Consider the following 26,257-nt stretch of genomic DNA (forward strand, 5'->3'; position numbering starts at 1 on the left):
CGACTGTCACGCGGCGGGAGCCTTCTAAACTGAGGGAATGTTCGTCGGCCGCACCAGTCTGGGCCCAGTCCGCATCGCGTGGGCAGATTCCGCGGGCCCGAACCTTCCCGATGTGTCGATTCTGCGCGGCCTTGGTACGGCGCAGGTGCAGCGGCACGCAGGCTTGCAAGACGTTCAGGCCGCGCGATTCCTCACCGGACGCTGGCTGATGACGCAGCTGCTCACTGAGCTCTCGACACAGGCCGATGCTGAGATATCAACCGTGTGCGAGCGGTGCGGCGGCGATCACGGTGCGCCGAGGGTGGTTGATGCACCTGTCTCATTGAGCGTCAGCTACGCGGGCAGCATGGTGGCTATCGCCGCGGTGCATGACGCTGATGCCAGTGCCGTCGGCATCGACATCGAAGCTGAGTCCAGGATCGGGCCGCTCGACGAGCTCGCACGGCTTTTCGCGCCGGCACCGCCGCCCGATCTGCGGGGATGGACGCTGATCGAGGCTGCCCTGAAAGCCGACGGCCGCGGACTCCGTGTGCCGCCGGCGACCGTGTCGTTCCACGATCGAGAAGGCCGCATCATCCGCGGTGCACATCGGATGTCGATACCAGGCCGCGCCGAGACGATCGAAGCATCCGCCGCGCCTGGCCCGAACAGTTTCGTTCTCAGCGTGGCGGTCGCGCCAGCTGCGTAAGCGAAGCGGTTAGCGGCAGCGGTGGCAGCGCCGGAACGGCGAGCCACGTGCGAAAGACCGCCGCGAGCGGGATACCGCTCATCTCCTCTGCGAGCACGATGAAATCCTCCGTCGTTGCGGTGGCGGCACCGTAACTGCGGGTCCAGCTGCGAAGCACCTCGAAGAACGTCTCGTCGCCGATCGCGAGGCGAAGGGCGTGCAGGGTGAGTGCGCCTCGCTCATAGACGCGGTCGTCGAACATGAGGTCGGGTCCAGGGTCGCCGAGGACGAGGTCTTGCGGAAGCGCGCGCAGACGCGCGTGGTGTGCGAGCGCCTTCTCATTTGCGCTGGGACCACCCGAACGTTCCGACCAGATCCACTCCGCGTAGCAGGCGAATCCCTCGTTCAACCAGATGTCGGACCACTGCGACAGCCCGACGCTGTTGCCGAACCACTGGTGCGCGAGCTCGTGCGCGATGAGTCGTTCCAAGCCGCCGACGCCGTCGATGTGGTTCGCACCGAAAATCCCCACGCCCTGCGCCTCGAGCGGGATTTCGAGGTTGTCCAGTGTAACGACCACCGCGTATTCCGCGAACGGGTAAGGACCGAAGGCATCCTCGAAGACCGTCATCATTCGCGGCAGATCCGCGAAATCCGCGTGCACACGCGCGGCTAGCTCCCGCGGATAGTGCAGCTCGCCGGCGGCCGAGCCCAACGCGAGGGACTCCGTGGTGTACCTGCCCAGCTGGACCGTGGCCAGATACGTCGCCATCGGTACATCGTGCGCGAAGGTCCAGGTCGTCTTGCCACCACGAGTCGAACGACCGGTGCGCCGACCCGCAACCACCGTGTACGCCTGGTCGGTGGTGAACTCGATCCCGTAGGTGGCCTTGTCTGACGGCAGATCGTTGCAGGGGAACCACGTGGGCGCTCCGGTGGGCTGTGACGCGACGATGACTCCGTCTTCCAGCTCTTCCCACCCGATCTGCCCCCATCGAGAGCGGCGCGGTCGCGGGGCCCCGGCGTAGGTGATCGTAACGGTGAATTCTTCGCCATTTTCGAGCGGGTGCCCTAGCGTGATCCAGAGTTTGCGGTCGGTCTGGCGGAACCCCGCATTCTTGTCTCCGGCGACGCGCACGCGGGTGGCGCGCACGCCGACCAGGTCGAGTGCGATCGATTTGGCCGACTCCAGCACATGCCCCCGGAGAACCGCAGTCCCGCTGAGCCGGTTGGTCGGAACCTTGTACTCGAGGCTCAGCTCGTAGTGGTCGATGCTGAGGTTCGGGTCGCCGCTCTGCGGCGCGTAGCGATCGCCCGTCATCTGTCGGCCTGCTGATACGCGCGCACCTTCACGGCACGCCATGGGCCGATCGGATTGCCGCTCCAGCGGCTGCCAACGGGCACGACCTCGCCTCGCATGACCAGCGATGCGGGCCCGACGGTGGCATCCGCGCCGATCGTCGCTGCAGGAAGGATCACGCTGTGTGGGCCCAGAGTCGCACCCGCTTCGAGTGTGACGGTATCAGTGCTCATCACTCGATCATGGAACAGATGCGTCTGAACCACACATCCGCGGTTGACGGTGGCACCGTCGCCGAGGGTCACGAGGTCGGGTTCTGGAAGCCAATAGCTGTCGGTCCACACACCGCGACCGATCTTCGCACCCAGCGATCGCAGCCACATCGCGAGCGCCGGGGTTCCCGCAGCGGCGTTCGCGAACCAGGGCGCCGCAAGCATTTCTGTGAAGGTGTCCGAGACCTCGGTGCGCCACACGAAACTCGACCAGAGCGGGTGTTCGCCCGGGCGTATCGGGCCGACGATCGTCCACTTCGCCACGGTTGTGATGCCGGCGGCGAGGATGCTCGCAATCATCAGGACAACGCCCGACAGGACGATCGTGAGGGCGAGCCCCCACACGTCGATCATCACCGAAAGAGTGAAGAGCACACCGAGCCCGAGTCCGCATGTCACGAAGACCGGGATCACGCGGCTCAACTCCCACAGGGCACGCGCGACGCGCAACGACCGGCGAGGCTTGTACGTGCGTTCAAGATCGGAATCGTTCACGACCCGCCGCAGACGCATCGCCGGAGAACCGAGCCACGACGACCCTGGCTTCGACTTCTCGGGCGCAACCGAGAGCACCGCGACCAGTCCGTCTCGCGGAACCCGGTGCCCTGGACCCGCCATCCCTGAGTTACCGAGGAACGCGCGCTTGCCGATGCGTGCCTCGGCCAGGCGCATCCATCCACCCTTCAACTCGTAGGTGGCGACCATCGTGTCGTCGGCGAGGAAGGCGCCGTCGTCGATCGTTGAGAGGGAGGGCAGCAGCAGGACAGTGGATGCCTCGACATCGCGACCGACCCGCGCACCGAGCATCCGCAGCCAGATGGGAGTGAAGAGGCTCGAGTAGATGGGGAACAGGATCGTGCGCGCCGAGTCGAGGAGACGCTCGATGGTCCACGCCTGCCAGGCAATCCGACTTCGCACCGGATGTACGCCCTCGGCCAGCCCGAATGAGAGCAGTCGCACGAGCACCAGAACCGCTCCCGCGAATACCAGGCCGGAAACGAGGGTGGCCGGAATGAGCCATGCAAGCGCGGGAAGGATCGCGGCGCCGATCGAGGACGATCCAGCGATCGCCTGCGCGATCACCGCACCGCCCAACGCGAACGAGATGAACGGCAGCAAGCCGAGCAACGCCGACGAGGCTCCGTACGCCCACAGCCAGCGCTTCGGCGCTGGGGGTCGCTCAGAGGCAAGGGGCGTCGACGTTCCGCCGACTCGAGCCGCGGGCGATCCTGCCCAGCGCTGCCCGGCGCGCACGCGCCCGAAGACAGCGGAACCGGGAGCGATCTCGGCATTGCGACCGATCTTCGTACCGGGGGCGAGCGTGCTGCGTGCGCCGATCGAGGCGCCCGCCCCGATGCGGATTCCGCCGATGCGCACGGTATCGCCGTCGATCCAGTAGCCGGTCAGATCGACTTCTGGTTCGATCGAGGCCCCCTCGGCGACGTTCAGCATGCCCGTCACTGGCGGGAGGGTATGCAGATCGACGTTCGGACCGATCTTGGCACCGAGCGCGCGGGCGTAGTAACTCACCCAGGGTGCACCGGCGAGACCGACCGGGTCGATCTGCTGTGCGATCTGCTCGGTGAGCCAGAGTCGAAGGTGCACTCCCCCGCCGCGCGGGTAGTCACCGGGCGTGAGTCCGAGCAGGAGCACCCTGCTGAACCCGGCGGACAGCGCCATCTTGCCGAACGGCGTGGCGAATAAGAAGAGACCTGCAAGGACCACCCACCCCGGGGCATCCGGCAGGAAGTCGAAGCCGGGGAACAGTCGCAGAATCCAACTCGCCGCCAGCAGCCACATCGTCCACCGCACCCCGGTGAGGATGAACAGCGGTGCGCCGGCGATGCTCTGCACCCACTGCATCACCCGCGGCGTTGGCCGCGGGGTGCTGAAGGTGAGCGGCGTCTCGTCATCGGATGCTTCCGCTTCCACAGCCTCCGCCATCTGGCGCAGACGAGGCAGATCATAGACATCCGCCATCGTGAACTCCGGCGCACGAGTGCGGATGCGTGAGACGACCTGGGCCGCTGCAAGCGACCCACCACCGAGTTGAAAGAAGTTCGCATTCTCATCAGCAGGACGGATGCCGAGCACAGCCAGCCACTGCTCTGCCAGCCACGCCGCCGTTCCCGTCAGCGGGGAGTCAGAGGCGTCCGTGTCGGTGAGCGGCCACGGGAGTGCGGCCTTGTCAACCTTGCCCGAGGTTCGAACGGGCAGGTCATCCACAACGGCGAGAAGCGGGATGAGCGGTGCTGGGAGCATTTCGGCAAGCTGCGCTCGAGCAGTCTGCCGATCAAAACCCTCTGTCGCGACCACGTATCCGACCAGAAGCGCCACTCCGGCCTCCGAGTGCTGCACGACGACAGCGGCCGCCGAGACGGCACTGAGCGACTGAAGCGCCGTTTCGACCTCGCCGAGTTCGATGCGTCGGCCGCCGACCTTCACCTGATCATCGGCGCGCCCCTGGAAGAGGAGTCCGGCATGGTCTGCACGCACCAGGTCGCCGGACCGGTAGGCGCGGTCCCAGCCGAGGGTCGGCATCGGGGCGTACTTCTCCGCATCCTTCGCTGGGTCGAGGTATCGCGCAAGCCCGACGCCACCAATGATGAGTTCGCCGACTTCGCCGTCAGGAACCGGAAGGCCTTCGCCGTCGACCACGGCCAGTGCCCAGCCGTCGAGCGGGAGGCCGATACGCACCGGTCCCTCGCCGTCCATGATCGCTGCGCACGCCACAACGGTGGCCTCAGTGGGACCGTAGGTGTTCCACACCTCGCGGCCCTCACCCACCAGTCGCGCGACGAGCTCGGGCGGACAAGCCTCGCCGCCGAAGATGAGGAGCCGCACGTTCTCGATCGCGTCTTGCGGCCAGAGCGCCGCCAGCGTCGGGACGGTAGACACCACGGTGATCCCGTGGCCGACCAGCCACGGACCCAGGTCTTCTCCTGAGCGCACCAGGGCACGCGGGGCCGGCACCAGGCATGCGCCGTGGCGCCAGGCAAGCCACATCTCTTCGCAGGAGGCGTCGAATGCGACCGAGAGCCCGGCGAGTACTCGGTCGCCAGGACCGAGCGGGGCGCCCTGCAGGAAAAGCCGCGCTTCGGCATCCACGAACGCTGCCGCCGAGCGATGAGAAACAGCGACGCCCTTCGGCACGCCGGTCGATCCAGACGTGAAGATGATCCACGCGTCGTCCTCGAGACCCGGTGGCGGAAACTCGTCGGATGCGTCATCCGCTCGCTCGCTGGACCACGACTGGTAGCCATCGCTCGTGATGACCCCGCTGACGACTGCCTCGCCGAATACGAGGTCGGCGCGTTCCTGCGGATCGTCGGCGTCGACGGGCACGTAGGCTGCCCCTGCCGCCATGATTCCCAAGATCGACAGATAGAGCTCACGACCTCCCGAGGGCATTCGCACGCCGACCCGATCGCCGCAGCGCACGCCCTGCGTGTGCAGCCGCTCGGCCGTAAGCGAGACCTGCGCGAGCAGCTCCGCGTAGCTCAGTGCGCCCGAAGCATCTTCAAGAGCGGATGCCTCGGGGTATTGCGCTGCGGACGCCCGAAGGATGTCGATCAGCGTTCGCGGCGCCGGGGCATCGCCGCGGCGATCGAGATACTCCTGCACGCGGATCAGGAAGAGAGCAACGCGACGAGTTGAGCTTTCGAGAACCGTGAGAACCCGGTACGCCCCTCAGATCGAGCCCGATCGCGCAGCTGCAGCACGGTGAGTGCGGTCAGCCCGGTGGAGGTGGCGGGCTTCTTAGCAGCGGGGGCCTTAGCAGCAGCGGGCGCCTTCTTAGCAACGGGGGCCTTAGCAGCAACGGGGGCCTTCTTAGCAACCGGCGCCGTCTTAGCAACCGGTGCCTTCTTAGCAACGGGCGCCTTCTTAGCAGCGGGTGCCGTCTTAGCCGTGGGCACCTTCTTGGCAGGCTGCGACTCCTTTGCCACGGCCGCCTTCTTCACAACAGTCGCCGCCGCGGTGGCACGCTTCTTCTCGATCTTGTCGGTGGCTTTCTCGAGGCGTTCCACCGCCGTTATGGCCTTCTTCTCGACCTTGCGCGGGCTGCGCGCGATCTTCTTCTTCGATACCTTCGCCGCATCCTTCGCTTCGTCCGCGAGGGTGCGAAGCTTCTTCGCATCCTTCTTGGGCAAGGTCTTGCTGAGCTGTTTGGCGTCCTTCGCTGCGGATCCCGCTGCGGTGATCGCTGTGTTCGCGGACTTCGCCGCTTTCGTGGTCTTCGCCATGGTTCAACCTTTTCGCTTCCGGAGAATACCGTGCCGGGATCAGACGCGCGGTGAGGGCGCCAACAATACAGCGTGAACGTGAACGAAGTGGAAACATGCGTCGGGCGCTGGGGATGCGGGCAGACTGTGAGTGTGACTTCTGCGCAGACCATCCGAGACCTCATCGTGCGTCAGGTGGATGCTTCCGGTTTCGGAGCCCACGGTGTGCACGTGCGCACCGGCGACGACGTTGCGGAGCACCGCTGGACGCCCGACATCCGCGAAGACATCCACTCGGCAGCGAAGGGCATCTGCGTGCTCGCGGCTGGCATCGCTGCAGACGAGAACCTGATCTCCCTGGATGCGCCGGTATCGACCTATCTGCCGGAGGTCGCGCTCGGTGACGGTGTCGAGGACGTCACCCTCCGCCATCTCTTGAGCATGTCGAGCGGAGTAGACCTGCCGTGGTCGGAGACGATGATGACGGACTGGCCGGATCTCGCCCACGAGTTCCTCGCGAGGCCAGCTCGCGGACGCGTGTTCCAGTACTCCAACGCGAGCACGTATACGGCGATGTTCTTGCTCGCCACCAGGGTCGGCGATGTACTCGAATACCTCATCCCACGCCTGTTCGCTCCCCTCGGCATTGATGACCTCGAATGGGCTCGCTGCCCTAACGGACGGATCGTCGCCGGCGAGGGCCTCGCGCTGCGCACCGAGGAACTGGCGCGAATCGGACGCCTCGTTCGGGATCGCGGCGTCTGGGAGGGACAACGCCTGGTATCCACCGAGTGGATCGACGCGATGCACTCGGACTGGGTGGTCGCAGGCGTGAATCCAGGCTACGACCGCTATGCGCTCAGCGGATGGGGCGGCCCCGGGCCGGCGTGGAGGCTGCATGGGGCGTACGGCCAACTGCTCATCTTCGTCGGCGATGCCGTCGTGACGATCACTGCCGACGATCACTTCGGCGCGGATGCAATGGCTGCGTTCGTAGCCTCGGAGCTTGTGGCGCAGTGAGCGGTCTCCCCGGAGCCGTATTCTGCATCGAATCGGGACTACGCCGACTGAGCCTTGTGGCCCCCCAGTACTTTGCCAAGTAGTTCGACGAGGCGTTCACGCTCGGCGACGTCGAGCCCCTGCAGGAGATCCGCTTGGACCTCATCCGCATAGGCTTGCAACTCATCGAGATGACGCAGGCCTGCCTCGGTGAGGCTCACGATGTTGCGTCGTCGATCATGTGAATCGGGTTCGCGATCAATATGGGCAGCCGCCTGAAGGCGGGTCACGATCCCGTTCACGTCATTGCGGTCGAGGCCGAGTCGGCGGCCGAGCTCTGCCTGGCTGAGGGAGCCGTATTCGTCGAGGGCGGCGAGAACGGCAAAATCGGCGCGCGCGCCGAGCGGGAGGCGCTGGGCTGTGAATCGTGCGCCGAGCGTCGATACTCGCGCGGACTGCCACGAGACCAGGCGTCGCAAGCGGGCCGGGGGTCGCGTTGTGTCGTCATTCTCTGGCATCCCTCAACTTTACTCGCAGACTGTTGGCCATCCCAACATCATGGTATACATTGGGAACCCCAACGTTGGATTCACCAACGTTATGTGATCAAAGAGAGAACCATGACTGACAACACTGTCGCCTCCGACCTGAGCCATGACGTGTTCGTGTCCGAGACGCTCGAGCTTGCCCTGACCGACCTGCTCCCGAACGGAGGCGCTCGGACCTGGGCACCTCTCGCGACCACACTGATCTACGGCAGCCACGATGCCGTTCTCGTCGATCCGCCGCTGACGAGCACGCAGGCGGCAGCCGTCGGTGATTGGGTCAAGGCCAGCGCCAGACATCTGACCCACATCTTCATCACCCATGCTCACGGTGACCGCTGGTTTGCGGCCGGCGTGCTCGCCGAACGCTTCCCGGACGCGATCGTGGTCGCAGCCCCCAGCACGATCGAACAACTGGCCGCCAATGCGGGGATGCGTGAGAGTTTCTGGGACCGCATCCTCCCCGGGCAGATCCCCACAACGCCCGTGACCGTCACGCCCGTGACGGACGGGTTCATCCCGCTCGAGGGGCACAAGCTGCACGTGATCGAGGTGGGCCACTCTGATACCGATGGCACAACAGTGCTGCACGTGCCGAGCCTCAGTCTCGCGGTCACCGGCGACGTCGTCTACAACGGCGTGCATCTATACCTCGTCGAGTCCAAGAACGGTGGTCGCGATGCCTGGCGCCGTGCTCTCGATACCGTGGCGGCGCTCCGCCCACGCCTGGTCTCGACCGGTCACGTGCGCGCGCACCTCGACCGTGGTGCCGCACGTGCCATCAACGAGACGCGCCGCTATCTCGACGACGTGGACGAGCTTCTCGACACGCACGCGACACCGGTCGAGTTCTTCAACAGCATGACCGATCGATACCCCGAGCACGCCAACCAGAGCTCGCTCTGGGGCAGCGCTCTCGCGCTCTACGCAGAAAGAAAACGCCCCTGAGATGCGGAGCCCCGTGCCGCGCGTCAGGTGCGCAGCGGCACTCGGACATCGCCGCCTGCTTCCTGAGTGAGGCGCTCTCCCATCTGGACGAACGTCGGGTCCGAGATGAATCCACCGGCGAAGAGCGCCTGTCCCTGTGTGAAACTCTGCGCCTGACGGATGTCCTCTTCTGGGACGAAGCCGAACACCTCGGCGAGCTCGGCGATGTCACGCGGCGCGTTGACGCGCATAAGACCGAGGTTGTCGCACTGCGAAAGCACGTTCGGATGGATCTTCGTCGGTCGCTGGGTCGACAGCAGAAGCCAGAGTCCGAACTTCCGCCCTTCTGCCGCGATCTGCACAAGCTGCTCGGTGAGTGCCCGCTCGACTGCGGTGCGTGGCTCCGGCGAGCAGAGGTTGTGCGCCTCGTCGATCACAATCAGGATGGGCCGACGACTCTCCCGCCGCGCCCAAAGTTGCTCAAGCACTGCGAGGGCCGCAACCTTGGGCTCCGCCGGGTGATCGAAGCCGCCAAGATCCAGAACCGTCGCCCTCGGCCGCTCCTCGATCACGTCGATGACGGATCCCGCACCTCTGGACCACAGGTTCCACTCCAGAACCTGTAGGTTCTCCATCCGGTTCGCGAGCCGGATGCGCGCAGAATCACCCGAAGTACGGAAGTCCGCGAGCATCTTCGCGGCATCGAACTCCGTCGCAGCCGAGGCATCCTTGGCCCAATGCAGTAGGACGTTGTACTCCTCGGCGTCTGCGATCGGGTCCATCTGCAGAACCGCCGCCTGCGCCGCCGGAGACAGGTCAAGATATCGGGCGTGCAGCCGCTCGCCCTCCGATTCCCCGGATCTGAACACTCGAATGTCGCTCTGCGAGATCTGAGCGGCGTCCTCTATCGGCACCTCCGCTCTGACCTGGTTTAACCGCACGAAGTCTGCATTCGGATCGAGGACGACCATCGGCAACTCTGTGTGCAGAAGCAACTGCTCAAGCACGACACCGAGCGCGTAGGTTTTCCCGCTGCCGCTCTGACCGCACCAGAATGTGTGCCGGTTGAACCGACTAGCGTCAAGCGCAGCAGGTGTCACTGGATCGGTGATCTTTGTGCCGATGTTGAGAAGGGTCATCGGTGCTCTCTCTCGCGTGTGCTTCTAGCATGCCCCGAATGAGGGTGTGCGATCATCACACTTCGCGGGTGACGCGCAACCTCAGCGTCGGCGCGAGAATCGGCGGCGAGAGCGCATGGGATCAACCCTGCGCGCATCGTGCCGGTACGCCGGCGGAGAGATGGCAATCATGTCCGCATCCGAAAAATCCGCCTGGACTGGATGGGCAGCCTTCGCCGGCGTCATCATCCTGGTGAGTGGAATCTTCACCCTGTTGCAGGGCCTCGTGATATTGATCGGCCCACAGGCCTCCTACGTCGTTATCGACGGCTCCCTCTTCGTCTTCGATCTCGTCGGATGGGGCTGGTGGAACATCGTCGTGGGCGCACTTCTCACCGTCACTGCCCTCATGTTGTTCAGCGGTGCGGTCTGGGCCCGTGTCGTCGCCGTGGTCCTCGCGGTCATCAGTGCGGCCGGTCAGCTGCTCGTCCTTCCGGTACAGCCTTGGTGGTCGGTCATCGTCATCGCGATGGACGTTCTCATCATCTACGCACTCACCGTGCACGGCCACGAGCTGGCCCAACGCCGCACGGTGCGAGGGCGCGGGAGCCTCATATGAGCGAGCGGATGCCGCTCGAGCAGGTGCTGCGGCATCCGCTCTCCAATACGCAATCGCGCGAGTCTGCGGCGCTGCTCGTCGGCGCGGCCGCGCTGATCATCGCAACCGGAATCGCGCTCTTGGTCTTCTGGGGCCACACGTTGGCGATCTCGGGCCCGGGGTCGATCGGTCAGTTCATCGCGATCGGTTCGGCGATAGCTGCGGTACTCGTTTTTCTCGGGACTCGTTCGCTCGCCGACTCTCGGCCGCAAGGAGACGGTGTGCCGGTGAGGATGCGCTGGTTCGACGCGGCGAGCGTCGCGATCGCGCACGGCGTCATCGCGCTGCTGGGATGGGTAGGAATGGCCGACATCGTGGAGCGCTGCTTCGTCGGGGCCGAGGTGTTTCCGGTGGCGGGGGCGGTGCTCGCCGGCGTGGCGATCGCGTGCACGGCGTATGTCGTCACGCTCTCGGCCGCGAACATGACCCCGACCCTGCTGTCGTTGGTGCTGATGGTGTTTCTCATCGTGGGAATTCTCGCGAGCATGCTCAGTGCGTCGGATGACCAATGGTGGAAGCTGCATCTCAGTAGCCTCGGTGTCACCGATGACATCTCGGCGCTGACCTTCAATGTCACGGTGATCATCGCGGGACTCCTGGTGACGGCGGTCGCTCACTTCGCCACAGCCGCGATTCCCGCAGCGAGTGCCCGCGCAGCGCGAGGGCGCCGAATCGTTCGTCTTGAACTGAGCGCGATGGGGATTCTGCTGTGCGGAGTCGGTCTCTTCCCCGTCGACCGATTCGCCACACTCCACAACCTCTCAGCGATGGGAATGGCTGTCCTGTTCGTCGCGATGGTGATCGGGCTCCGGCGCAACGTCCCGGCGACCCCGCATGTTTTCCTCACGCTGGGGTACGTATTCGTCGCCTGCATTGTGGTGCTCGCGGTCCTATTCACCACTGGCTATTACAACCTGACCGCGGTCGAACTCATCGCGTTCCTGATCATCTTCAGTTGGTTGCTGCTGTTCCTTCGCAACGCTGTTCCTCCGCAACTCCGGATCCCTGCGAGCGATCTCCGGGACTCCCCAATGAGGTGATCGCTCGCAAGGTCTCGTGTTAGGCGAGCGCCTTCGCCTTCAGCAGATCGAACTCGGCCGACGTGATCACGCCGGCGTCGAGGAGCGCTTGCCCCTTCGTGATGTCGTCCGCGGGCGAAGACGAACGCGCCGCCTCTCGGATATAGGCCTCTTGAGTGGCTCGCATCGCATTCAGCTGTTCGCCTCGACGCTCTGCCATGCCCGCCCCACGGGCGATCAGGTAGACGAGCGAAGTGAGGAACGGTAGGAACACCAAGAAGATGATCCACACCGCTTTCATCCATCCGTTCAACGCGCTGTCACGGAAGATGTCCCCGATGATCGTGAAGACCACCATCAGGTAGGAGATGAAGACGAAGGACCAGAAGAACCAGCCCATAAGATTCCAGATGTTCATGCGCGACTCCTTCGATCGGGAGAATTCAATGCCAGATCTGAAGCTAGCCAGGCGTCGATGCGGTCGCGTCACCCTGCCCGGGTGACTCTCGCGGCACCGAGGGAACCGGATTCACGGAGACCACCTCGATGTGGAGGTCGTCGAAGGCACCGAGTAAACCGAGCAGACGCGGTTGGTCATCAACGGCGCCAACGATGCTCGTCAACCCCCCCGGCCGCGCCTCGACGGTGAACCCATCCAACGCCTGCGCAAGTTCCGTGCTCATCCTTCCGCGGACGAGCACTTCGAAGACCTGGGTCATGACGGCATGCCTCCCTAAAAGCTCACACGTCGAGATGGTGCGTGAGCGTCGTCGTCTCATGATCGGCCGCCTCGTGCAGTTTCGTCCTCATCCCGTATGGATGATCTCGTCGCGCACTGCGATACTGACGGTGAGAATGCGATGACCGCCATACCTCCCACCCCGGATCATGCCGTCGATCGTCCGCAGTTGTGCCGCCGACTCGATGAGGCTCTGTCCGCGCCCCTCAGCGTCATCGTCGCCCCGGCCGGTTCTGGCAAAACAGTACTGCTGTCGCAATGGGTGGCATCACACCCAGACTTCGATGTCATCTGGATGGGCATAGAGTCCGCCGACAGAGATCCACGCCACTTCATCGATCATTTGCTCAGCGGAGTGCGTGCCAATACTCGGGATGCACCCGACCTCGGCAGGCCGCACGCTCTCAGCGACCGGGCGCTCGGCGAGCACGTGCTCGAAGCACTGATTACGGTCTTCAGGGAGAACCCCGGCATCGTATTCATCGTCGACGACCTGCATCTGCTGTCGGACTCACCCCTACTCGCGGATCTGTGGTGGCTCGCCGATCACCTGCCCGAGAAAACTCGCATGGTGTTCTCCTCGCGCGTCGACTTCGGTCTGCCCCTGGGACAGCACCGATTGCGTCACTCGCTTCTGGAGCTGCGCCAGGCTGACCTCGCCTTCGACGAGGGCACCACCGCCACTTTGCTGGAACGGATTGTCGGCACTCAAGTCAGTCAGGGCACACTCGCCGCCGTGATGGAGAGGACGGAGGGGTGGGCGGCCGGAGTGCTACTGACCGGACTCGGTCTGCGCAGTCAGTCCGACCCTGAGCGCTTCGCGCGACAACTACGGGGAACAGACCGCCTGATCTCGGAGTATCTGAGCGAACAGGCCCTCGGTCAGCAGTCTCCTCCGCGGCGAGCGCTGTTGTTGCGCCTGTCTGCCCTCGATCGGATGTCCGTTGACCTCGTCGAAGCGATCATGGATGTCGACGATGCAACGTCACTGTTTGAGGACTTGGAGCGCGAGTCGATGTTCCTCGTCGCGCTCGACAGCGACCGGGAATGGTTCCGATTCCATCCGCTCTTCCGCGAACTTCTACGCTACCGACTGAAAGCGCAGAGCCGCGCCGAGGCAACAGCAATCCTCATCGCCGCGGCCGAGTGGCATCTGGGCCAGGAGGACGCGACCTCGGCGATCGAGTACTTCCTCGAGGCGCATGCCTGGGATCGCGCGCTCGAGCTCATCGCAGGGCGGGGACGAGAGGTCTTCGAGCGAAGCACCACCGCGTCGATGAGCAGGTGGCTCGATGCGGTGCCGACCGAAGTTCGCGCGGCACGTCCGGATGTCGAAATCCTGCACGGCATGCTGCTGATGCTGAACGGCGATGCGGCCCGGAGCGAAGACATGCTCCGTCAGCAAGCTGCCCGATCGACCCTGACGCCGCATCAATCGGCGATCGTGCATACCTATCTCGCCGCCCGCGTGCAGTTCCGGTCCGAACCCGCCGTCGCGCTGCACGAGGCAGGCTTGGCCGTCGATATCATCCGTGACCACCCGCACCTTCGCCCGCCAGTGCTGCTGGGGCTGACGCATCCGAGTCTTCTCCTCACCACGTCACTGACTTCGGGAGGTCGCGCGCATCTTTTTGCAGGCGACTTCGCGCCGGCCCGCAATTGGTTCGACGAAGCGCTCGCCTCCCCTGGTGCGCAGTACAGCCCGTACCGCATCCATCTGCTCGGTTCCCTCGCCCTGCTGGAGGCATGGTGCGGCCGACTGCCTGCCGCTTCTGCCCTGGCTGACGAAGCCCTCAGCCTCGCCGCGGAGACACAGCTTCTCTCGCATCCGTCTCCGGCGGACGCCTATCTGGCAGCGGCGTTCGTGGCCATCGAGCGTGGTGAGCCGGAAAGCGCCGCGCTGAATCTGCATGAGGGCAGTCTCCGGGCCGACGCCAACCGCCGCACGCAGCTCATGTGGATCGCCCATCTCCAGCGGGTCCTGATCGATCGGGATGATGCCCCACCGGACGAGCACCTCTCGACGAATCCGCCGCCGATCGTCGCGGCAGCGCTGCAGGCGGAAGATGCCCGTATGCTTCGTCTCGAGGGCACCCCCTCGAGTACTTTCCGATCAGCCCCGTCCGGGAGTTGGTCCCCGCTCGCCTTCGAATCCGCCGCCGCCGCGCTGGCGAATCATCACCCAGATCTCGCGCGTGCCCATCTGGATGCCGCGGCGGCAGAGCAGTCCGAGCTGATGCCGCGCGCGACGGTCGAACAGCTCGTACTGCGCGCCTGGCTCGCATCGAGCGAGAACGGTCCAGGTGCGGCCGGAGACACCATGCGATTGGCGATGGAACTCGCATCCCGTCACGACCTTGTCGCCGTCTTCGTGCGCGCGGGCCCCGAAGTACTCCGGCTGGCATCGGACCTTCCCGGCGCTCCGGCACGCTTCCGTGCACGCGTGTCCGAGCGGGCGCGTGCCCTCCGCCGCCCCCGGGCCACATCCCCGCAGTTGGCGGAGCAACTCACCGACCGTGAATTGGAAATCCTCGCGTATCTGCCGACCCGGATGACCAACACGGAGCTGGCCGCGCGATGCTATGTGTCGCCCAACACGATCAAGACACACATGGCGCACATCTACCGGAAGCTCGCGGTGCCCAATCGCAATTCGGCCGTTGCCCGTGCCCAAGAGCTCGGACTTCTCTGAGCGCGCGATCGTCCTGCAGGCAAATCGCCCTGAAAGGGTGACGCGGTCGCGCGCCGTGCGCCCCAGAGTGACACGGTGAGCGATTCACGCATGTCCGAAGAGAGTCCGGCGCCACTTCGCCGCGCTGGACGTTCGCAGCGTTCACGATCAATCCAGATCACGGTCACTCATCCATTCGTCTTCGGCTTCGTGTTCGTCCTCGGTGGCCTCGGCGCGTTCGTTCTGGGACTGGCGCTGAGCTCTGTCACCACGATCCTGATATACATCGCTCTGGCGATCTTCATCGCCCTTGGGCTCGATCCGGTCGTCCGGCGACTCGAAGGCAATGGCCTCTCTCGTGGTCGAGGGATCGTGTTCGTCTTCACCGCGTTCGTCGTCATCCTCGCGGTCATCATCACATTTGTCTTGCCTCCCGCGCTGCTGCAGGTTGCTGAGTTCGCTCGCTCCATACCCGCGTCCATCACAGATTTCCAGGCTTCAGATTGGTATCGCTCGTTCGAGGCACAGGTCGGCGACGTTGTGGGCACCGCACTCGATCAGCTCAAGCTGTTCCTCGCTGACCCGGGAAATCTGCTCGCCGTCGGCGGCGGGGTGCTAGCGGTCGGCTTCGGCGTCGGCAGCGCGATCTCGGGCGTGATCATCGTGGTCGTCCTCACGCTCTATTTCCTCGCATCCCTGACCTCGATCAAGGATGCCTTCTACACGCTCGCTCCTGCACGCGACCGGGCGACGCTCACATCGCTGACCGAGCGAATCACCGATTCGGTGGGCGGATACCTCATCGGCATGGTGGTCCTCGCGGCGTGCAATGCCGCCTTCTCAACCCTTCTGCATTTCGTTCTCGGGCTGCCGTTCCCCGCCTTCATGGGCCTGGCAGCCTTCCTGATCACGCTGATTCCCCTCATCGGACCGGCAACCTATTGGGTTATCGCGTCGCTCGTCGCGCTCTTCACCGACCCCGTACTCGCCCTCATCTTCGCTCTGCTTTATCTGATCTACATGCAGTTCGAGGCATACCTGCTGACGCCTCGGATCATGAACAAGGCGATCGCAATACCGGGTTCTCTCGTCATCATCGGAGCGCTGATCGGCGGAACCCTGCTCGGGCTCCTCGGCGCTCTGGTGTCGATCCCGGTCACAGCGGCGATCCTCCTGATCATCAAGCAGGTCCACATTCCCCGACAGGATGCGAAGATCTGAGAATGAAAGAGAACATGGCGCGATCGGCAGTCGACGAGCTTCAGCAACGGCTGACGCAACTCGAGGCGGAGAACACGGCGTTGCGCGCGGCGGCCGCAGGGGATGGCCTGCCTCCGACGATCGCATCCGGCAGTCGCCCGGTTCGAAAGCGCGCGTGGGGTCGCACCTTGCTCGCCACTGTGCTGATCGTGATCGGCGCACTGATCGCGCCCGTTGCCGTGGTGGCCGCGTGGGCGAATGTGCAGCTCACAGACACAGATCGATTCGTCACCAGCTACGCGCCCTTAGCGAATGACCCGGCCGTGCAGGCGCTCGTCACCACGCAGGTAGTGAGCGTGATCGAGCAGCAGGTCGACATTCCCACGCTTACCGCCGATGTCATTGACGGTGTCATTGACCTGGGAACGGGTCCTGCGGCGACGCGCGCCCTGGAGCTGCTGAAGGGTCCGGCGACACAGGGTCTGCAGTCGTTGGTGGGCACAATGATCGAGCGGTTCGTCGAATCCGAGGCGTTCGCAAACGTGTGGGCATCGGCGCTTCGCGTGAGCCACTCGCAGTTGGTGGGCGCGCTCCAGAACGACCCGGATACGGCCGTAGATTTTGGACAGGACGGCACGATCGGAATCCAGCTGGCGCCGATCATCGATGCAGTGAAGGTCGTCCTCGTCGAACAGGGCGTCGGATTTGCGGCGGCGATTCCGACCGTTGACCGGACGATCGTCGTGGCACAGACGGACTCGCTCGCAACCGTTCAGCTCGCCTACGGACTGGTGCTGGCTGCCGGTCTCTGGCTGCCGTGGATTACGCTGCTGCTGCTCGCTGCCGGGGTCGTCGCGGCCAGGCGGCGTTCCGTCGCCCTGATCACCGCATCGTTCTCTCTGGCTGCAACGATGATCATCCTGATCGCGAGCATTGCGATCGGGAGGGTGTTCTTCGACGCGGCGCTGCGCTCCGGCGCGATACCCGCGGATGCTGGCGGGGTGATCTACGAGCAGGTCGTCGGTGCGATGCGGGACACCTCCGTCGCCGTTCTCGTCCTCGCGCTCGCCACCGCAGCCGTGGCGTGGTTCACCGGGCCGTTCGATATTCCACGCCGACTGCGCGGGGCCGTCCGCGCCGGCGCGGGCCGGCTTCGCACTGCACTGGAGCGGCGCGGCCTCAGCACGGGTCGCGTCGGCGGGTGGCTGTATTCGCAGCGGGTACTTCTGCGCGTCGCTCTCGCTGTAGTGAGCGCCGCGATCGTGTTGCTCGTGCGTCCGCTCACTCCCGCGCTCACCTTGTGGACCCTTGCGCTGGCGCTGCTGGTGGCGCTCGTGCTGGAGGTCATCGAGCGTCCGCCGACGGCCCCGGTGGAGGACGAGTCCCCAGACCGCGAAGAGCTGTCACGGGTCTAGTCCATGAGCGAAATGCCGGCTATGAATCGTGAGAGGGAGGAAGTACAGCCGTTCGAGGCTCGCCGTGCTGCCGGTCGCGCCGCGCGTGTGCGCATGCCGCGATCTCGACTGGGTCACTGGATGCCTGCAGCGGATCGGCCCGACCCGATTTCCCTGCTGGAGGAGCAGGCACGCTCACGTGTGCGGGAGCTCGTGCCGGTGAGATACGCGCGAATGTCGGCATCGCCGTTCGCTTTCTATCGCGGTGCGGCGCTTCTCATGGCATCCGATCTCGCATCTTCCCCGCACAGCGGGATCACCGTGCAGCTCTGCGGCGACGCGCACCTGTCGAATTTCGGACTCTTCAGCACACCAGAGCGGCACCTCACGTTCGACATGAACGATTTCGATGAAACGCTGCCAGGGCCATTCGAATGGGATGTGAAGCGCCTTGCCGCAAGCTTTGCCGTGGCGGGTCGGCAGCGTGGTTTCAGCGCCGTCGAGACGCAGGCGAGTGTCAGGGCCGCGGTGAGCGGCTACCGCTCGATGATGAGAGCGGCGGCGAAGAACACCGTGCTTGGCGCCTGGTATGACCGGCTCGATGCCGAGCGCGCTCGACGATGGATCCGGGAGGAGCAGCGCGAGCGGCGGGCAAGCGATATCGAGGTTCAGCGCCTGGACTCCGCGATCAAGAAAGCGCAGAAGCGCGACCATCAGAAGGCGTTCGCGAAACTGGTGCGCGTCGTCGACGGCCGGCTGCGCATCGTCGCCGACCCGCCTCTGATCACCCCTGTCGAGGATCTCAACGTGGGCGGCGACGCTTCCGACGAGGTGAGCGTCATGCAAAGGGTGCTGGAGTCCTACCGGACAACGCTCGTCGGTACACAGCATCCGATCGCCGAATACCGCTACCGCCACATGGCGCGCAAGGTCGTCGGGGTGGGAAGCGTGGGGACGCGTGCATGGGTGATTCTGCTCAGCGGTCGTGACGATGGTGATCCGCTCCTGCTGCAGGCGAAGGAGGCCGGGGCCTCGGTTCTGGAACGATTCCTCGGCCCGAGCGAGTTCGACAACCACGGCGAACGCGTCGTTCGTGGGCAGCGACTCATGCAGGCCTCCAGTGACATCTTCCTCGGATGGCAACGCGTCACCGGAATCGACGGAGAACCACGAGACTTCTACGTGCGCCAATTGCAGGATGGAAAAGGGAGCATCGACCCCGATGCCATGAGCGCTCGAGGAGCCGCGCTCTACGCACGGATCTGCGGAGAAACGCTCGCGCGGGCGCACGCTCGATCCGGCGACCGGGTGGAGATCGCGGGATACCTCGGTCGGAGCGGCGCGTTCGATGAAGCGATCGTTGGGTTCGCCGACACCTACGCCGATCAAAACGACCGCGACTTCTTGGAGTTCTCCGCGGCGTTGAGCTCAGGACGACTTCCGCTGGGCGAGAACCACAGATGACTCTCCCAACGCACGTCGCGAGCTCAGCGTCCGGATGGCGCACCGGATACTGGCTCATCATCGCCCTGCTCATCCTCACTTACGCGCTGTGCGCAGCACAGACCACGAGCGATCCGAGCCCCTCCGCGTTCGTTGTACAGCTCGCCACGGTCGCCGCGGTCCTGCGGGTTACTGAGGCGCACGTGGGTGTGCAGCGCATCGCATGGTTTGTGCTGTCGTTTGCGGGCGTCGCGGTCATCATCGTCGCGGTCATAGGTACGCGCGGCGCGGTACTCGACATCGTGCTGTCTGCAGCCTCGATGATCGCGTTCTTTGTCGCGCCAGTCGCCATCATCCGCCACCAGGTCATGCGGCGGGGCCTGGACATCGAGGCTCTGCTTGCCGCGACCGCGGCGTATGTGTTGGTGGGGATGTTCTTCGCTCTCCTCTACAACCTGATCTCGCTGCTCACGGTCACACCGACATTCGGGGATCAGAGCGTCGATTCGCTATCCAGCCAGCTCTTCTTCTCCTTCACCACGCTCACAACCACCGGCTACGGCAACATCGTGCCCGTCACCGCCGCGGTTCAGGGGATCGCAGTCGCCGAGGCCATCACCGGGCAGCTGTTCCTGATCACGGCCGTGGCGCGGATCATGCGCGGATCTCGTGGCCCCGGATCCGTCGGTATCACGCCGGATGCGGCAGCGAACGACATCGTGAAGGAGACGCCGTGAAGAAATGGAACGTCATCCTCGTCCTCGGTGCGGCACAGTTTGTCATGGTGCTCGACGGGACGGTCATGAACGTGTCGATCTCGACCGTCGTGAACGACCTGGATACGACGGTGGCCGCGATGCAGGCGGCGATCACGTTCTACACCCTCACCATGGCGGCTTTCATGCTTTTGGGGGCGAAGCTCGGCGACGTCTGGGGGCGTCGCCGAGCTTTCGTGATCGGCTCATGCATCTATGCGATCGGTTCGCTGATCACAGCTTTAAGCCCGTCGGTGGGTTTCCTCTTTCTCGGCTGGTCGGTGATCGAAGGGCTAGGAGCCGTACTGGTGATCCCGGCAATCGCAGCCCTCGTTGCCGACAATTACCACGGTCACGATCGAGTTACCGCCTTCGCGATCATCGGCGCCGTTTCGGGCGCGGCGGTCGCTGCGGGGCCACTGATCGGCGGGGCCGTGACAACCTACTTCAATTGGCGATACGTCTTCGTCGCCGAGGTGGTGATCATGGTCGGTGTCGTCTTCTTCGCTCGCATCGTCACGGACGCCACACCACGCCAGAAAATGCGGATCGATATCGGCAGCGTTCTGATGTCATCCGCCGGCCTCGTGCTGATCGTGTTCGGCATGCTCCAGAGCAAAACCTGGGGATGGATCATCCCACTGCACACGCCCGAAGTCGCCGGGATCCCCCTGGCCCCTCTCGGCGTCTCTCTCACCGCCTGGTGCATCGCGCTCGGTGCCGTGCTGATCTCACTGTTCATCGGATGGCAACGCCGGCTCGTCCGCAACGGGCGAGCGCCGCTGTTGCAGACAGCGCTGTTCACGATCGCCCCGCTGCGCAGCGGTCTTTCAGTACTCGGGGCCCAGTACGCGGTGACCGCCGGGCTCTTCTTCATGGTGCCGGTCTATCTGCAGATGACGCTGGGGCTGGACGCGCTGGAGACGGGAATCAAGATCTTCCCGCTCTCGGTCTCCTTGATCCTCTTCTCGATCGTCGGCACGCGGCTTTCGGGGATGTGGTCGCCTCGGCGCATCGTGCGGGTCGGGCAGCTGATCTTGGTGCTCAGCGCGGTACTTCTTCTCGGCGCCGCCACCAGCGATCTGCGCGGCGGTCTGTTCGCCACCGGCATGTTCCTGGCCGGGAGCGCGCTGGGTCTGCTCGCCTCGCAGCTCGGCAACGTGAACATGTCGAGCGTGACCGAGAAGGACACCAGCGAGGTCGGTGGGCTGCAGGGCGTCTTCCAGAACCTCGGCTCTTCACTCGGCACTGCCCTGATCGGATCGATTCTGATCGGTGCTCTGTCCACGTCGTTCGCCTCCGGAGTCGCCGTCAGCGACCTTCCGGATGACACACGCGTCGCTGTGGCTGCAGCCACCGATGGCGGCGTCACGATCGTGCCAGCAGCAGACGTGGCAGCGCTCGCCGAACAGGCGGGTCTCACCGAAGAAGACGCTGACGAACTCGCTGATATTTACCGCGAGTCCCAGCTGTCCTCCCTGCGCGTGGCGTTTGTCGGGCTGATCGTGATCAGTCTTCTCTCGATGCTCTTTTCACGAGGAATTCCGACGGAAATCGCGATTCGGCGTCGAACGAGCGTTGGTTGACGAGCGCCTTGCGGTGTGAACTATGGGCGGATGAGGTGTTGGAAGGTTTCGAGGATGAGCTCCACGCTGAGGTGCTCAGGTACGTTGAGTTCGCCTGCTTCGAACTCGGCTAGCTCCACCCCGCGGATGCTCTCGGTCGGCAGTGCGGCGAAGATAGCTGAGATTTGGTGAGGACGTAGGCCGTCGGGGATCTTGTACGCCGCGGGAATGTAGCCGGGCTCGAGCACGTCCCAGTCGACGTGGATCCAAATGGGCCTACCCGCGACAAATTCGCTCACGGCCGCAGGCGTGCTCTCTGACGGAGAAAAGATACGCACTCCGGCTGCGGTCAAGAGTTCTCGTTCTGCTTCGTCGATGTCCCGGGCTCCGATGAGGGCAACCTGAGTGGGGGCCAGCCCCGCGCCGTGGCCGCTGTCCCAGAGCCCACAGGCCCCGGACAAGGCCATGCCGCCGAGGTAGCCAGAGCCAGTCGTATCTGGGGTGTTGAAGTCTCCGTGCGCGTCGATCCACAGGACCACTGCATCCGGAAAACGCTCTGCGACCTCCGGCAATGTTGCGAGGCTTGCCGCGCAAGTGTTCGTGGCAAGAATAGGAACCGATCCGACGTCAAGAGCTCGTCCGAGCGCCGATCGAAGTTCAGTCAGGACTGTGTTCGCGGCCGGGAGACTTTCGGTCCAGTCGTCATCGCGCGCTGGCGTTGGTGATCCAATGTGAACAGGATCGACACGAAGGAGCGAGGCCAGAGCATCGCCTGTCAGACGAGCTCCCACGAGCGCTCCGTCTGTCCTGTCCGCAACGCGCCCCTGCGAAACGATCACCGTGTGCTTTGTCATACTTCTCCCATCCGCCAGCTACCTATCAAAGTACTCTTTGGGCGCGGAGGCTCCTTAGTCCGGTGCGGATTTCGCTGATCATGATCTCGGGCTGCTCGAATGCCGCGAAGTGCCCACCCTTATCGGCTTCGCCATAGTGGATCAGATTGGAGTAGGTGTCTTCGATCCAGCTTCGTGGCAGAAGCGGGATGTCACGGGGGAACACCGTCACCGCGACCGGCAGCGCCAGTTTGGGGCCAGCCATGCTGCCTCCTTTGTTCTCCCAGTAGATGCGGGCAGACGACGCGGCACTGTTTGTGAACCAATAGAGAGATACCGCGTCCAGGATTTCATCGGTGGTGAGGGCGTCCTCGGCCAGCCCGTGATTGTCGGTCTTGGATTGGAACTTGTCGTAAATCCAGGCCGCCTGGCCAGCAGGGGAGTCCGCCAGCGCGATTCCGATGGTCTCTGGTTTCGTGCCTTGAAGGTGGTTTGCTCCCCCCATGTCGCCGCTGTAGAGGGAGAGGGTATCCACGGCCCTCTGCTCTTCGGGCGAGAGCGTGTCGGGGATCTGTGCGGGGAAGGCGTATGGGCTGTTCAAGTGGATGCCGAGCAGACCCTCTGGCTGCATAGCCCCGAGGGCGGAGGTTACGACCGATCCCCAGTCACCGCCCTGAGCAGCCCACTTCTCGTAGCCAAGACGCTTCATGAGTTCCGTCCACGCGGTTGCGACACGTGTGACGTTCCACCCCGTCTCGGTCGGCTTTTGGGAGAATCCAAATCCGGGCAGAGACGGGACGACGACGTCAAATGAATCTTCAACGTTTCCGCCGAACGCCACCGGATCAGTCAGCGGGCCAATCAGCTTCAGGAATTCGACGATCGAACCGGGCCATCCGTGCGTCAGGATGAGAGGCATTGCATTCGGGTTCTTGGACTTGACATGAATGAAGTGAATATCCAGCCCATCGATCTCGGTCAAGAACTGTGGGAAGCCATTGAGCTCCGACTCGAATCGACGCCAGTCGTACTCTCGCTGCCAGTAGGCGACAAGCGATTTTGCATGATCCAAGCGGACGCCTTGTGACCAGTCCGGCACAGTTTCCGGATTCGGCCAACGAGTTCTGGCCAGTCGCACCTTGAGGTCGTCGATCTCGGAGTCTGGGATCGCGACGGTGAATGGGCGGACGAGGGGCGAGAGTGAGGGTGTCGATGTGGTCATGGCCTTGTTCTCCTGAGCGTTTAGTTCGCAGCATGAGGATCTATTGCACAATGGTGTGCAATCCCAGTGATGTGCAAATCTACTTCATTGCACACTGTTGTGCAATGATTGGATTGTGCAGAACGAATCCGCCAGGGCGCGCTCCGTGAACGACACACGGAACCGAATCCTCGACGTCGCCCTCGAGGTGTTGGGACAGAATCCGGACGCCGGCATGGGAGACATCGCCTCTGCTGCCGGCGTGGTCCGCCGCACCGTTTACGGCCACTTCCCCACTCGCTCCGACCTCGTGCGGACTCTCACGCAACACGCAGTGAACGAGATGACAACCGTACTCACCGAGGTCGAAGACTCCGACGGAGCAGCCGACGCGGCGTGGGTCGATTTCATCGCCCGCCTGTGGCCCCTGGTGCACCGATACCGAGTGCTGTTGGCGCTCCGGCGAGGCGAGTACGGCGAGGAGATCCACGCCCTACTCGGCCCATTCGACAAGACCCTTGCTGGCCTCGTGCAACGAGGCCAGGACAGCCAAGTATTCGGACAACACCTGCCCGCGGGAATCCTCAGCCAGGTTGCCTATGCCGCCGTGTTCTCCATCGCGGACAGCGATCTTTCACATGAGAGCCCCGGCGCCCACGCGGCAACCATTACGAGCCTGCTCATCCTGGGAGTTCCCGAACCGCGCGCAAAGGCCCTCGTGGGCGACCGGCCGTGACGCGCAGCGGCTACGGGCTCGGCGGGGATGCTTCAGGGCGCTCCACACCTACGTGACTTCTTGTGCGTAGAGCCGAGTCACGGTGTCGACGAGGTCGGCGAGTCCGGCGGGCCGCGCGTCTCGCCACCAGGCGAGCCTCACCGGGATGCGGGGGCCGTCCTTGATAGGGCGATAACTGACTCCGGGCCGCGGGTGATGATGCGCCGTCGCTTCGGCCGTGGTGCCGACTCCGCGGCCCGTCGCGATGATATCGAGCCACCCATCGACATCTGTGGACTCGATGAATCGAGGCGCTCGCTCGGAGCCACGCCAGAGGTCTTCACTCGTCGTCCCGACCCGCGGATCGATCACGATGGTGCGCTCGGCGATCTCGGCCATGCTCAGCTGTCGTCGTCGCTTCCACTCCGGGTCGTCGGATGCGAAGGCGACGACCCGCCGTTCGAGACCGACCACCACGGATTCGAACCGGCGTTCGTCGACAGGACGACGACTGATCGCCACATCGCAGATGCCCTCAGCCAAGCCCGCGGTCGGCGAGTTGTGACGTACCAGTTCCAGCTCGACTGCTTCGTGCTCGGTGCGCCATCGGCGTTGGAACGATGTCGTGCGGTGCCCGAGCGCCGCCCAGGCATAACCGAGCCGCAGCCGGGCATGGCGCGTCCGAACGAACTGGTCGAACCTGTCCGCCTCAGCAAGTACGCGACGCGCGTGCACCAGGACCTGCTGACCGGCGCTCGTCAACTCACAGCCTCGGGGCACTCGTCGCAGAAGCTGCACACCGACGCTGCGTTCCAGCGAGGCAATCGTGCGGGAGACCGCCGCCTGCGAGATGTGTAGGTCCCCGGCTGCGTCCGTGAAGGAACCCGTCTCCTCAGCGGCGACGAACACTCTGAGCTCGCGCAAGGTCCAATCCATAACCTGAGCGTATGGCACAAGCAATATATGCACTAGGCGGTTGGGGACGTCGCTCCTAGCGTGGGTCACATGACGACAACAGGGGGTACATCCGTGCCGGCAGAAACTCGTGCCGCGCTCTCTGCTGCGACGGCGACACCTGGTCAGCGGGCCGCCGGCATCGCCATGATGCTCGCCAGCTCAGCGTCCAATCAGACCGGCGCAGCCCTGGGCGCCCTCGCGTTCCCCATCATCGGTCCGGTCGGCGTAGTCGCAATCCGCCAGTTCGTCACTGCCCTCGTTCTAGTTCCGCTGGTGCGGCCGCGATTTCGGAGCCTCTGCCGGGCACAGTGGCACTCGATCATCGGTCTCACGGTGGTGTTCAGCGTGATGAACCTCGCCCTATACGCAGCAATCGAGCGGATCGGATTGGGGCTCGCGGTCACATTGGAGTTCTTGGGGCCGCTCGCCGTGGCGGTCGCCAGCTCGCGACGGGCCGTAGACATCGGATGCGCCACCCTCGCCGGAGTCGGTGTCGTCGTAGTTACCAACCCCGGCCCCACGACTGACGTCATGGGCATCGCACTTGCTCTCATCGCCGCCGCGGCTTGGGGATGCTACATACTGCTCAACCGCAGCATCGGTCAACGACTGCCCGGATTGCAGGGTACAGCTCTTGCCAGCGCTATTACCACGGCTCTCTGGCTGCCCATCGCCGCGGCCTGGTTCATCACGCACCCGCCGACGGTCGCTGCTCTGCTGCTTGCAACTGCGTGCGGAGTTTTGTCTTCCGTGGCACCCTACGTCGCAGATCTACAAGCGTTGCGCAGGATTCCGGTGTCCATGTTCGCCACCTTCACCAGCATCAACCCTGTCTGGGCCGCCTTCGCCGGGATGCTGATCCTGCACCAGACGCTCGGCGTCAACGAATGGATCGGAATCGGGCTGATCGTGGTCAGCAACGTTGTCGTCTCCGGTCGAGGGTTGGGCACGCCAAGGACTGCTGCGAAAGGCAGGAGACGAGGATGACGTCAAGCCACCGAGACGGACGAACCGGTGAGTCGGTGCTCTGGTCCGTATGATCTGGGCTCACACGAC

At 64.4% G+C, this 26,257-nt stretch carries 23 protein-coding genes; 13 read left to right on the forward strand and 10 right to left on the reverse strand.

From position 1 onward, the window contains the following. Nucleotides 1–37: 37 nt before the first annotated feature. Nucleotides 38–688, forward strand: a complete 651-nt coding sequence (locus tag AC1C2O_RS09415; RefSeq protein ID WP_495430172.1) for a 4'-phosphopantetheinyl transferase family protein — start codon at nucleotides 38–40, stop codon at nucleotides 686–688. Here the strand turns inward: AC1C2O_RS09415 and AC1C2O_RS09420 are convergent. From AC1C2O_RS09420 to AC1C2O_RS09430, 3 genes are read right to left on the reverse strand one after another with little or no spacing between them, the layout of a single operon-like run. After that, entirely contained in the window at nucleotides 660–1,988 is a 1,329-nt protein-coding gene (locus tag AC1C2O_RS09420; RefSeq protein WP_495430173.1) for a M1 family metallopeptidase, read from the reverse strand. The two genes, AC1C2O_RS09415 and AC1C2O_RS09420, sit on opposite strands and share 29 nt — an antisense overlap. Next, complete coding sequence (locus AC1C2O_RS09425) at nucleotides 1,985–5,863, reverse strand: Pls/PosA family non-ribosomal peptide synthetase (RefSeq protein ID WP_495430174.1); 3,879 nt, start codon at nucleotides 5,861–5,863, stop codon at nucleotides 1,985–1,987. The genes AC1C2O_RS09420 and AC1C2O_RS09425 overlap by 4 nt, the downstream gene beginning before the upstream one ends. A gap of 5 nt (nucleotides 5,864–5,868) precedes the next feature. Beyond that, the gene (locus tag AC1C2O_RS09430; protein WP_495430175.1) at nucleotides 5,869–6,483 is read right to left on the reverse strand and encodes a hypothetical protein; all 615 of its coding nucleotides are present in this window, start codon (nucleotides 6,481–6,483) and stop codon (nucleotides 5,869–5,871) included. Nucleotides 6,484–6,615: 132 nt separating this feature from the next. Here AC1C2O_RS09430 and AC1C2O_RS09435 point away from each other — a divergent pair, with 132 nt between their 5' ends. Continuing rightward, nucleotides 6,616–7,482: a serine hydrolase domain-containing protein gene (locus AC1C2O_RS09435; RefSeq protein WP_495430176.1), complete on the forward strand. Its 867-nt coding sequence runs from the start codon at nucleotides 6,616–6,618 to the stop codon at nucleotides 7,480–7,482. Nucleotides 7,483–7,520: 38 nt separating this feature from the next. On the opposite strand, the gene AC1C2O_RS09440 is transcribed toward AC1C2O_RS09435, so the two are convergent. Beyond that, entirely contained in the window at nucleotides 7,521–7,979 is a 459-nt protein-coding gene (locus AC1C2O_RS09440; protein WP_495430177.1) for a MarR family winged helix-turn-helix transcriptional regulator, read from the reverse strand. Between the two features lie 102 nt (nucleotides 7,980–8,081). Here AC1C2O_RS09440 and AC1C2O_RS09445 point away from each other — a divergent pair, with 102 nt between their 5' ends. After that, complete coding sequence (locus tag AC1C2O_RS09445; RefSeq protein ID WP_495430178.1) at nucleotides 8,082–8,954, forward strand: MBL fold metallo-hydrolase; 873 nt, start codon at nucleotides 8,082–8,084, stop codon at nucleotides 8,952–8,954. Between the two features lie 23 nt (nucleotides 8,955–8,977). Here the strand turns inward: AC1C2O_RS09445 and AC1C2O_RS09450 are convergent, their stop codons facing one another. Next, the gene (locus AC1C2O_RS09450; RefSeq protein ID WP_495430179.1) at nucleotides 8,978–10,072 is read right to left on the reverse strand and encodes an ATP-binding protein; all 1,095 of its coding nucleotides are present in this window, start codon (nucleotides 10,070–10,072) and stop codon (nucleotides 8,978–8,980) included. A gap of 160 nt (nucleotides 10,073–10,232) precedes the next feature. Here AC1C2O_RS09450 and AC1C2O_RS09455 point away from each other — a divergent pair, with 160 nt between their 5' ends. Next, entirely contained in the window at nucleotides 10,233–10,670 is a 438-nt protein-coding gene (locus AC1C2O_RS09455; RefSeq protein ID WP_495430180.1) for a DUF7144 family membrane protein, read from the forward strand. Then, complete coding sequence (locus tag AC1C2O_RS09460; protein ID WP_495430181.1) at nucleotides 10,667–11,749, forward strand: DUF998 domain-containing protein; 1,083 nt, start codon at nucleotides 10,667–10,669, stop codon at nucleotides 11,747–11,749. The genes AC1C2O_RS09455 and AC1C2O_RS09460 overlap by 4 nt, the downstream gene beginning before the upstream one ends. A gap of 19 nt (nucleotides 11,750–11,768) precedes the next feature. Here the strand turns inward: AC1C2O_RS09460 and AC1C2O_RS09465 are convergent, their stop codons facing one another. Beyond that, entirely contained in the window at nucleotides 11,769–12,146 is a 378-nt protein-coding gene (locus tag AC1C2O_RS09465; protein WP_495430182.1) for a PLDc N-terminal domain-containing protein, read from the reverse strand. Nucleotides 12,147–12,189: 43 nt separating this feature from the next. Next, a complete protein-coding gene (locus AC1C2O_RS09470) occupies nucleotides 12,190–12,447 on the reverse strand; it encodes a DUF8691 family protein (RefSeq protein ID WP_495430183.1) in 258 nt (85 codons plus the stop codon). A gap of 141 nt (nucleotides 12,448–12,588) precedes the next feature. Between AC1C2O_RS09470 and AC1C2O_RS09475 the strand changes: the two genes are divergently transcribed. The 6 genes from AC1C2O_RS09475 (at nucleotide 12,589) to AC1C2O_RS09500 (ending at nucleotide 21,516) form a co-directional block, all read left to right on the forward strand. Next, a complete protein-coding gene (locus AC1C2O_RS09475) occupies nucleotides 12,589–15,159 on the forward strand; it encodes a winged helix-turn-helix domain-containing protein (RefSeq protein WP_495430184.1) in 2,571 nt (856 codons plus the stop codon). Between the two features lie 75 nt (nucleotides 15,160–15,234). Continuing rightward, nucleotides 15,235–16,359, forward strand: a complete 1,125-nt coding sequence (locus AC1C2O_RS09480; protein WP_495430185.1) for an AI-2E family transporter — start codon at nucleotides 15,235–15,237, stop codon at nucleotides 16,357–16,359. Nucleotides 16,360–16,361: 2 nt separating this feature from the next. Further along, the gene (locus tag AC1C2O_RS09485) at nucleotides 16,362–17,753 is read left to right on the forward strand and encodes a hypothetical protein (RefSeq protein WP_495430186.1); all 1,392 of its coding nucleotides are present in this window, start codon (nucleotides 16,362–16,364) and stop codon (nucleotides 17,751–17,753) included. A gap of 3 nt (nucleotides 17,754–17,756) precedes the next feature. Further along, nucleotides 17,757–19,196: a DUF2252 domain-containing protein gene (locus AC1C2O_RS09490; RefSeq protein ID WP_495430187.1), complete on the forward strand. Its 1,440-nt coding sequence runs from the start codon at nucleotides 17,757–17,759 to the stop codon at nucleotides 19,194–19,196. Beyond that, nucleotides 19,193–19,912, forward strand: coding sequence for an ion channel (locus AC1C2O_RS09495; protein WP_495430188.1), 720 nt, complete (start codon nucleotides 19,193–19,195; stop codon nucleotides 19,910–19,912). The genes AC1C2O_RS09490 and AC1C2O_RS09495 overlap by 4 nt, the downstream gene beginning before the upstream one ends. Then, on the forward strand, nucleotides 19,909–21,516 hold the full coding sequence (locus AC1C2O_RS09500; RefSeq protein WP_495430189.1) for an MFS transporter: 1,608 nt from the start codon (nucleotides 19,909–19,911) through the stop codon (nucleotides 21,514–21,516). Before AC1C2O_RS09495 ends, AC1C2O_RS09500 begins: the two co-directional genes overlap by 4 nt. 20 nt (nucleotides 21,517–21,536) lie before the next feature. Here the strand turns inward: AC1C2O_RS09500 and AC1C2O_RS09505 are convergent, their stop codons facing one another. Together AC1C2O_RS09505 and AC1C2O_RS09510 are read right to left on the reverse strand one after the other, a co-directional pair. Beyond that, complete coding sequence (locus tag AC1C2O_RS09505) at nucleotides 21,537–22,349, reverse strand: arginase family protein (protein ID WP_495430190.1); 813 nt, start codon at nucleotides 22,347–22,349, stop codon at nucleotides 21,537–21,539. A 25-nt stretch (nucleotides 22,350–22,374) separates the two neighbouring features. Next, entirely contained in the window at nucleotides 22,375–23,550 is a 1,176-nt protein-coding gene (locus AC1C2O_RS09510; protein ID WP_495430191.1) for an epoxide hydrolase family protein, read from the reverse strand. A gap of 145 nt (nucleotides 23,551–23,695) precedes the next feature. Between AC1C2O_RS09510 and AC1C2O_RS09515 the strand changes: the two genes are divergently transcribed. Beyond that, the gene (locus AC1C2O_RS09515) at nucleotides 23,696–24,265 is read left to right on the forward strand and encodes a TetR/AcrR family transcriptional regulator (protein WP_495430192.1); all 570 of its coding nucleotides are present in this window, start codon (nucleotides 23,696–23,698) and stop codon (nucleotides 24,263–24,265) included. A gap of 48 nt (nucleotides 24,266–24,313) precedes the next feature. Here AC1C2O_RS09515 and AC1C2O_RS09520 read toward each other — a convergent pair whose 3' ends face one another. After that, nucleotides 24,314–25,180, reverse strand: coding sequence for a LysR family transcriptional regulator (locus AC1C2O_RS09520; RefSeq protein ID WP_495430193.1), 867 nt, complete (start codon nucleotides 25,178–25,180; stop codon nucleotides 24,314–24,316). Between the two features lie 69 nt (nucleotides 25,181–25,249). Between AC1C2O_RS09520 and AC1C2O_RS09525 the strand changes: the two genes are divergently transcribed. Further along, nucleotides 25,250–26,188 carry an EamA family transporter gene (locus tag AC1C2O_RS09525; protein ID WP_495430194.1) on the forward strand — a complete coding sequence of 313 codons (939 nt, stop codon included), beginning with the start codon at nucleotides 25,250–25,252 and terminating at the stop codon, nucleotides 26,186–26,188. The last annotated feature ends 69 nt before the right edge of the window (nucleotides 26,189–26,257 follow it).

This window comes from Microbacterium sp. Y355 (assembly GCF_059445345.1).

Bases quoted from the DNA above. Each gene is read 5' to 3' on its own strand.
- AC1C2O_RS09415 (WP_495430172.1), top strand. From the start codon at position 38: ATGTTCGTCGGCCGCACCAGTCTGGGCCCAGTCCGCATCGCGTGGGCA.
- AC1C2O_RS09420 (WP_495430173.1), bottom strand. From the start codon at position 1,988: ATGACGGGCGATCGCTACGCGCCGCAGAGCGGCGACCCGAACCTCAGC.
- AC1C2O_RS09430 (WP_495430175.1), bottom strand. From the start codon at position 6,483: ATGGCGAAGACCACGAAAGCGGCGAAGTCCGCGAACACAGCGATCACC.
- AC1C2O_RS09440 (WP_495430177.1), bottom strand. From the start codon at position 7,979: ATGCCAGAGAATGACGACACAACGCGACCCCCGGCCCGCTTGCGACGC.
- AC1C2O_RS09445 (WP_495430178.1), top strand. From the start codon at position 8,082: ATGACTGACAACACTGTCGCCTCCGACCTGAGCCATGACGTGTTCGTG.
- AC1C2O_RS09450 (WP_495430179.1), bottom strand. From the start codon at position 10,072: ATGACCCTTCTCAACATCGGCACAAAGATCACCGATCCAGTGACACCT.
- AC1C2O_RS09455 (WP_495430180.1), top strand. From the start codon at position 10,233: ATGGCAATCATGTCCGCATCCGAAAAATCCGCCTGGACTGGATGGGCA.
- AC1C2O_RS09460 (WP_495430181.1), top strand. From the start codon at position 10,667: ATGAGCGAGCGGATGCCGCTCGAGCAGGTGCTGCGGCATCCGCTCTCC.
- AC1C2O_RS09465 (WP_495430182.1), bottom strand. From the start codon at position 12,146: ATGAACATCTGGAATCTTATGGGCTGGTTCTTCTGGTCCTTCGTCTTC.
- AC1C2O_RS09470 (WP_495430183.1), bottom strand. From the start codon at position 12,447: ATGACCCAGGTCTTCGAAGTGCTCGTCCGCGGAAGGATGAGCACGGAA.
- AC1C2O_RS09475 (WP_495430184.1), top strand. From the start codon at position 12,589: ATGACCGCCATACCTCCCACCCCGGATCATGCCGTCGATCGTCCGCAG.
- AC1C2O_RS09485 (WP_495430186.1), top strand. From the start codon at position 16,362: ATGAAAGAGAACATGGCGCGATCGGCAGTCGACGAGCTTCAGCAACGG.
- AC1C2O_RS09490 (WP_495430187.1), top strand. From the start codon at position 17,757: ATGAGCGAAATGCCGGCTATGAATCGTGAGAGGGAGGAAGTACAGCCG.
- AC1C2O_RS09495 (WP_495430188.1), top strand. From the start codon at position 19,193: ATGACTCTCCCAACGCACGTCGCGAGCTCAGCGTCCGGATGGCGCACC.
- AC1C2O_RS09505 (WP_495430190.1), bottom strand. From the start codon at position 22,349: ATGACAAAGCACACGGTGATCGTTTCGCAGGGGCGCGTTGCGGACAGG.
- AC1C2O_RS09510 (WP_495430191.1), bottom strand. From the start codon at position 23,550: ATGACCACATCGACACCCTCACTCTCGCCCCTCGTCCGCCCATTCACC.
- AC1C2O_RS09520 (WP_495430193.1), bottom strand. From the start codon at position 25,180: ATGGATTGGACCTTGCGCGAGCTCAGAGTGTTCGTCGCCGCTGAGGAG.
- AC1C2O_RS09525 (WP_495430194.1), top strand. From the start codon at position 25,250: ATGACGACAACAGGGGGTACATCCGTGCCGGCAGAAACTCGTGCCGCG.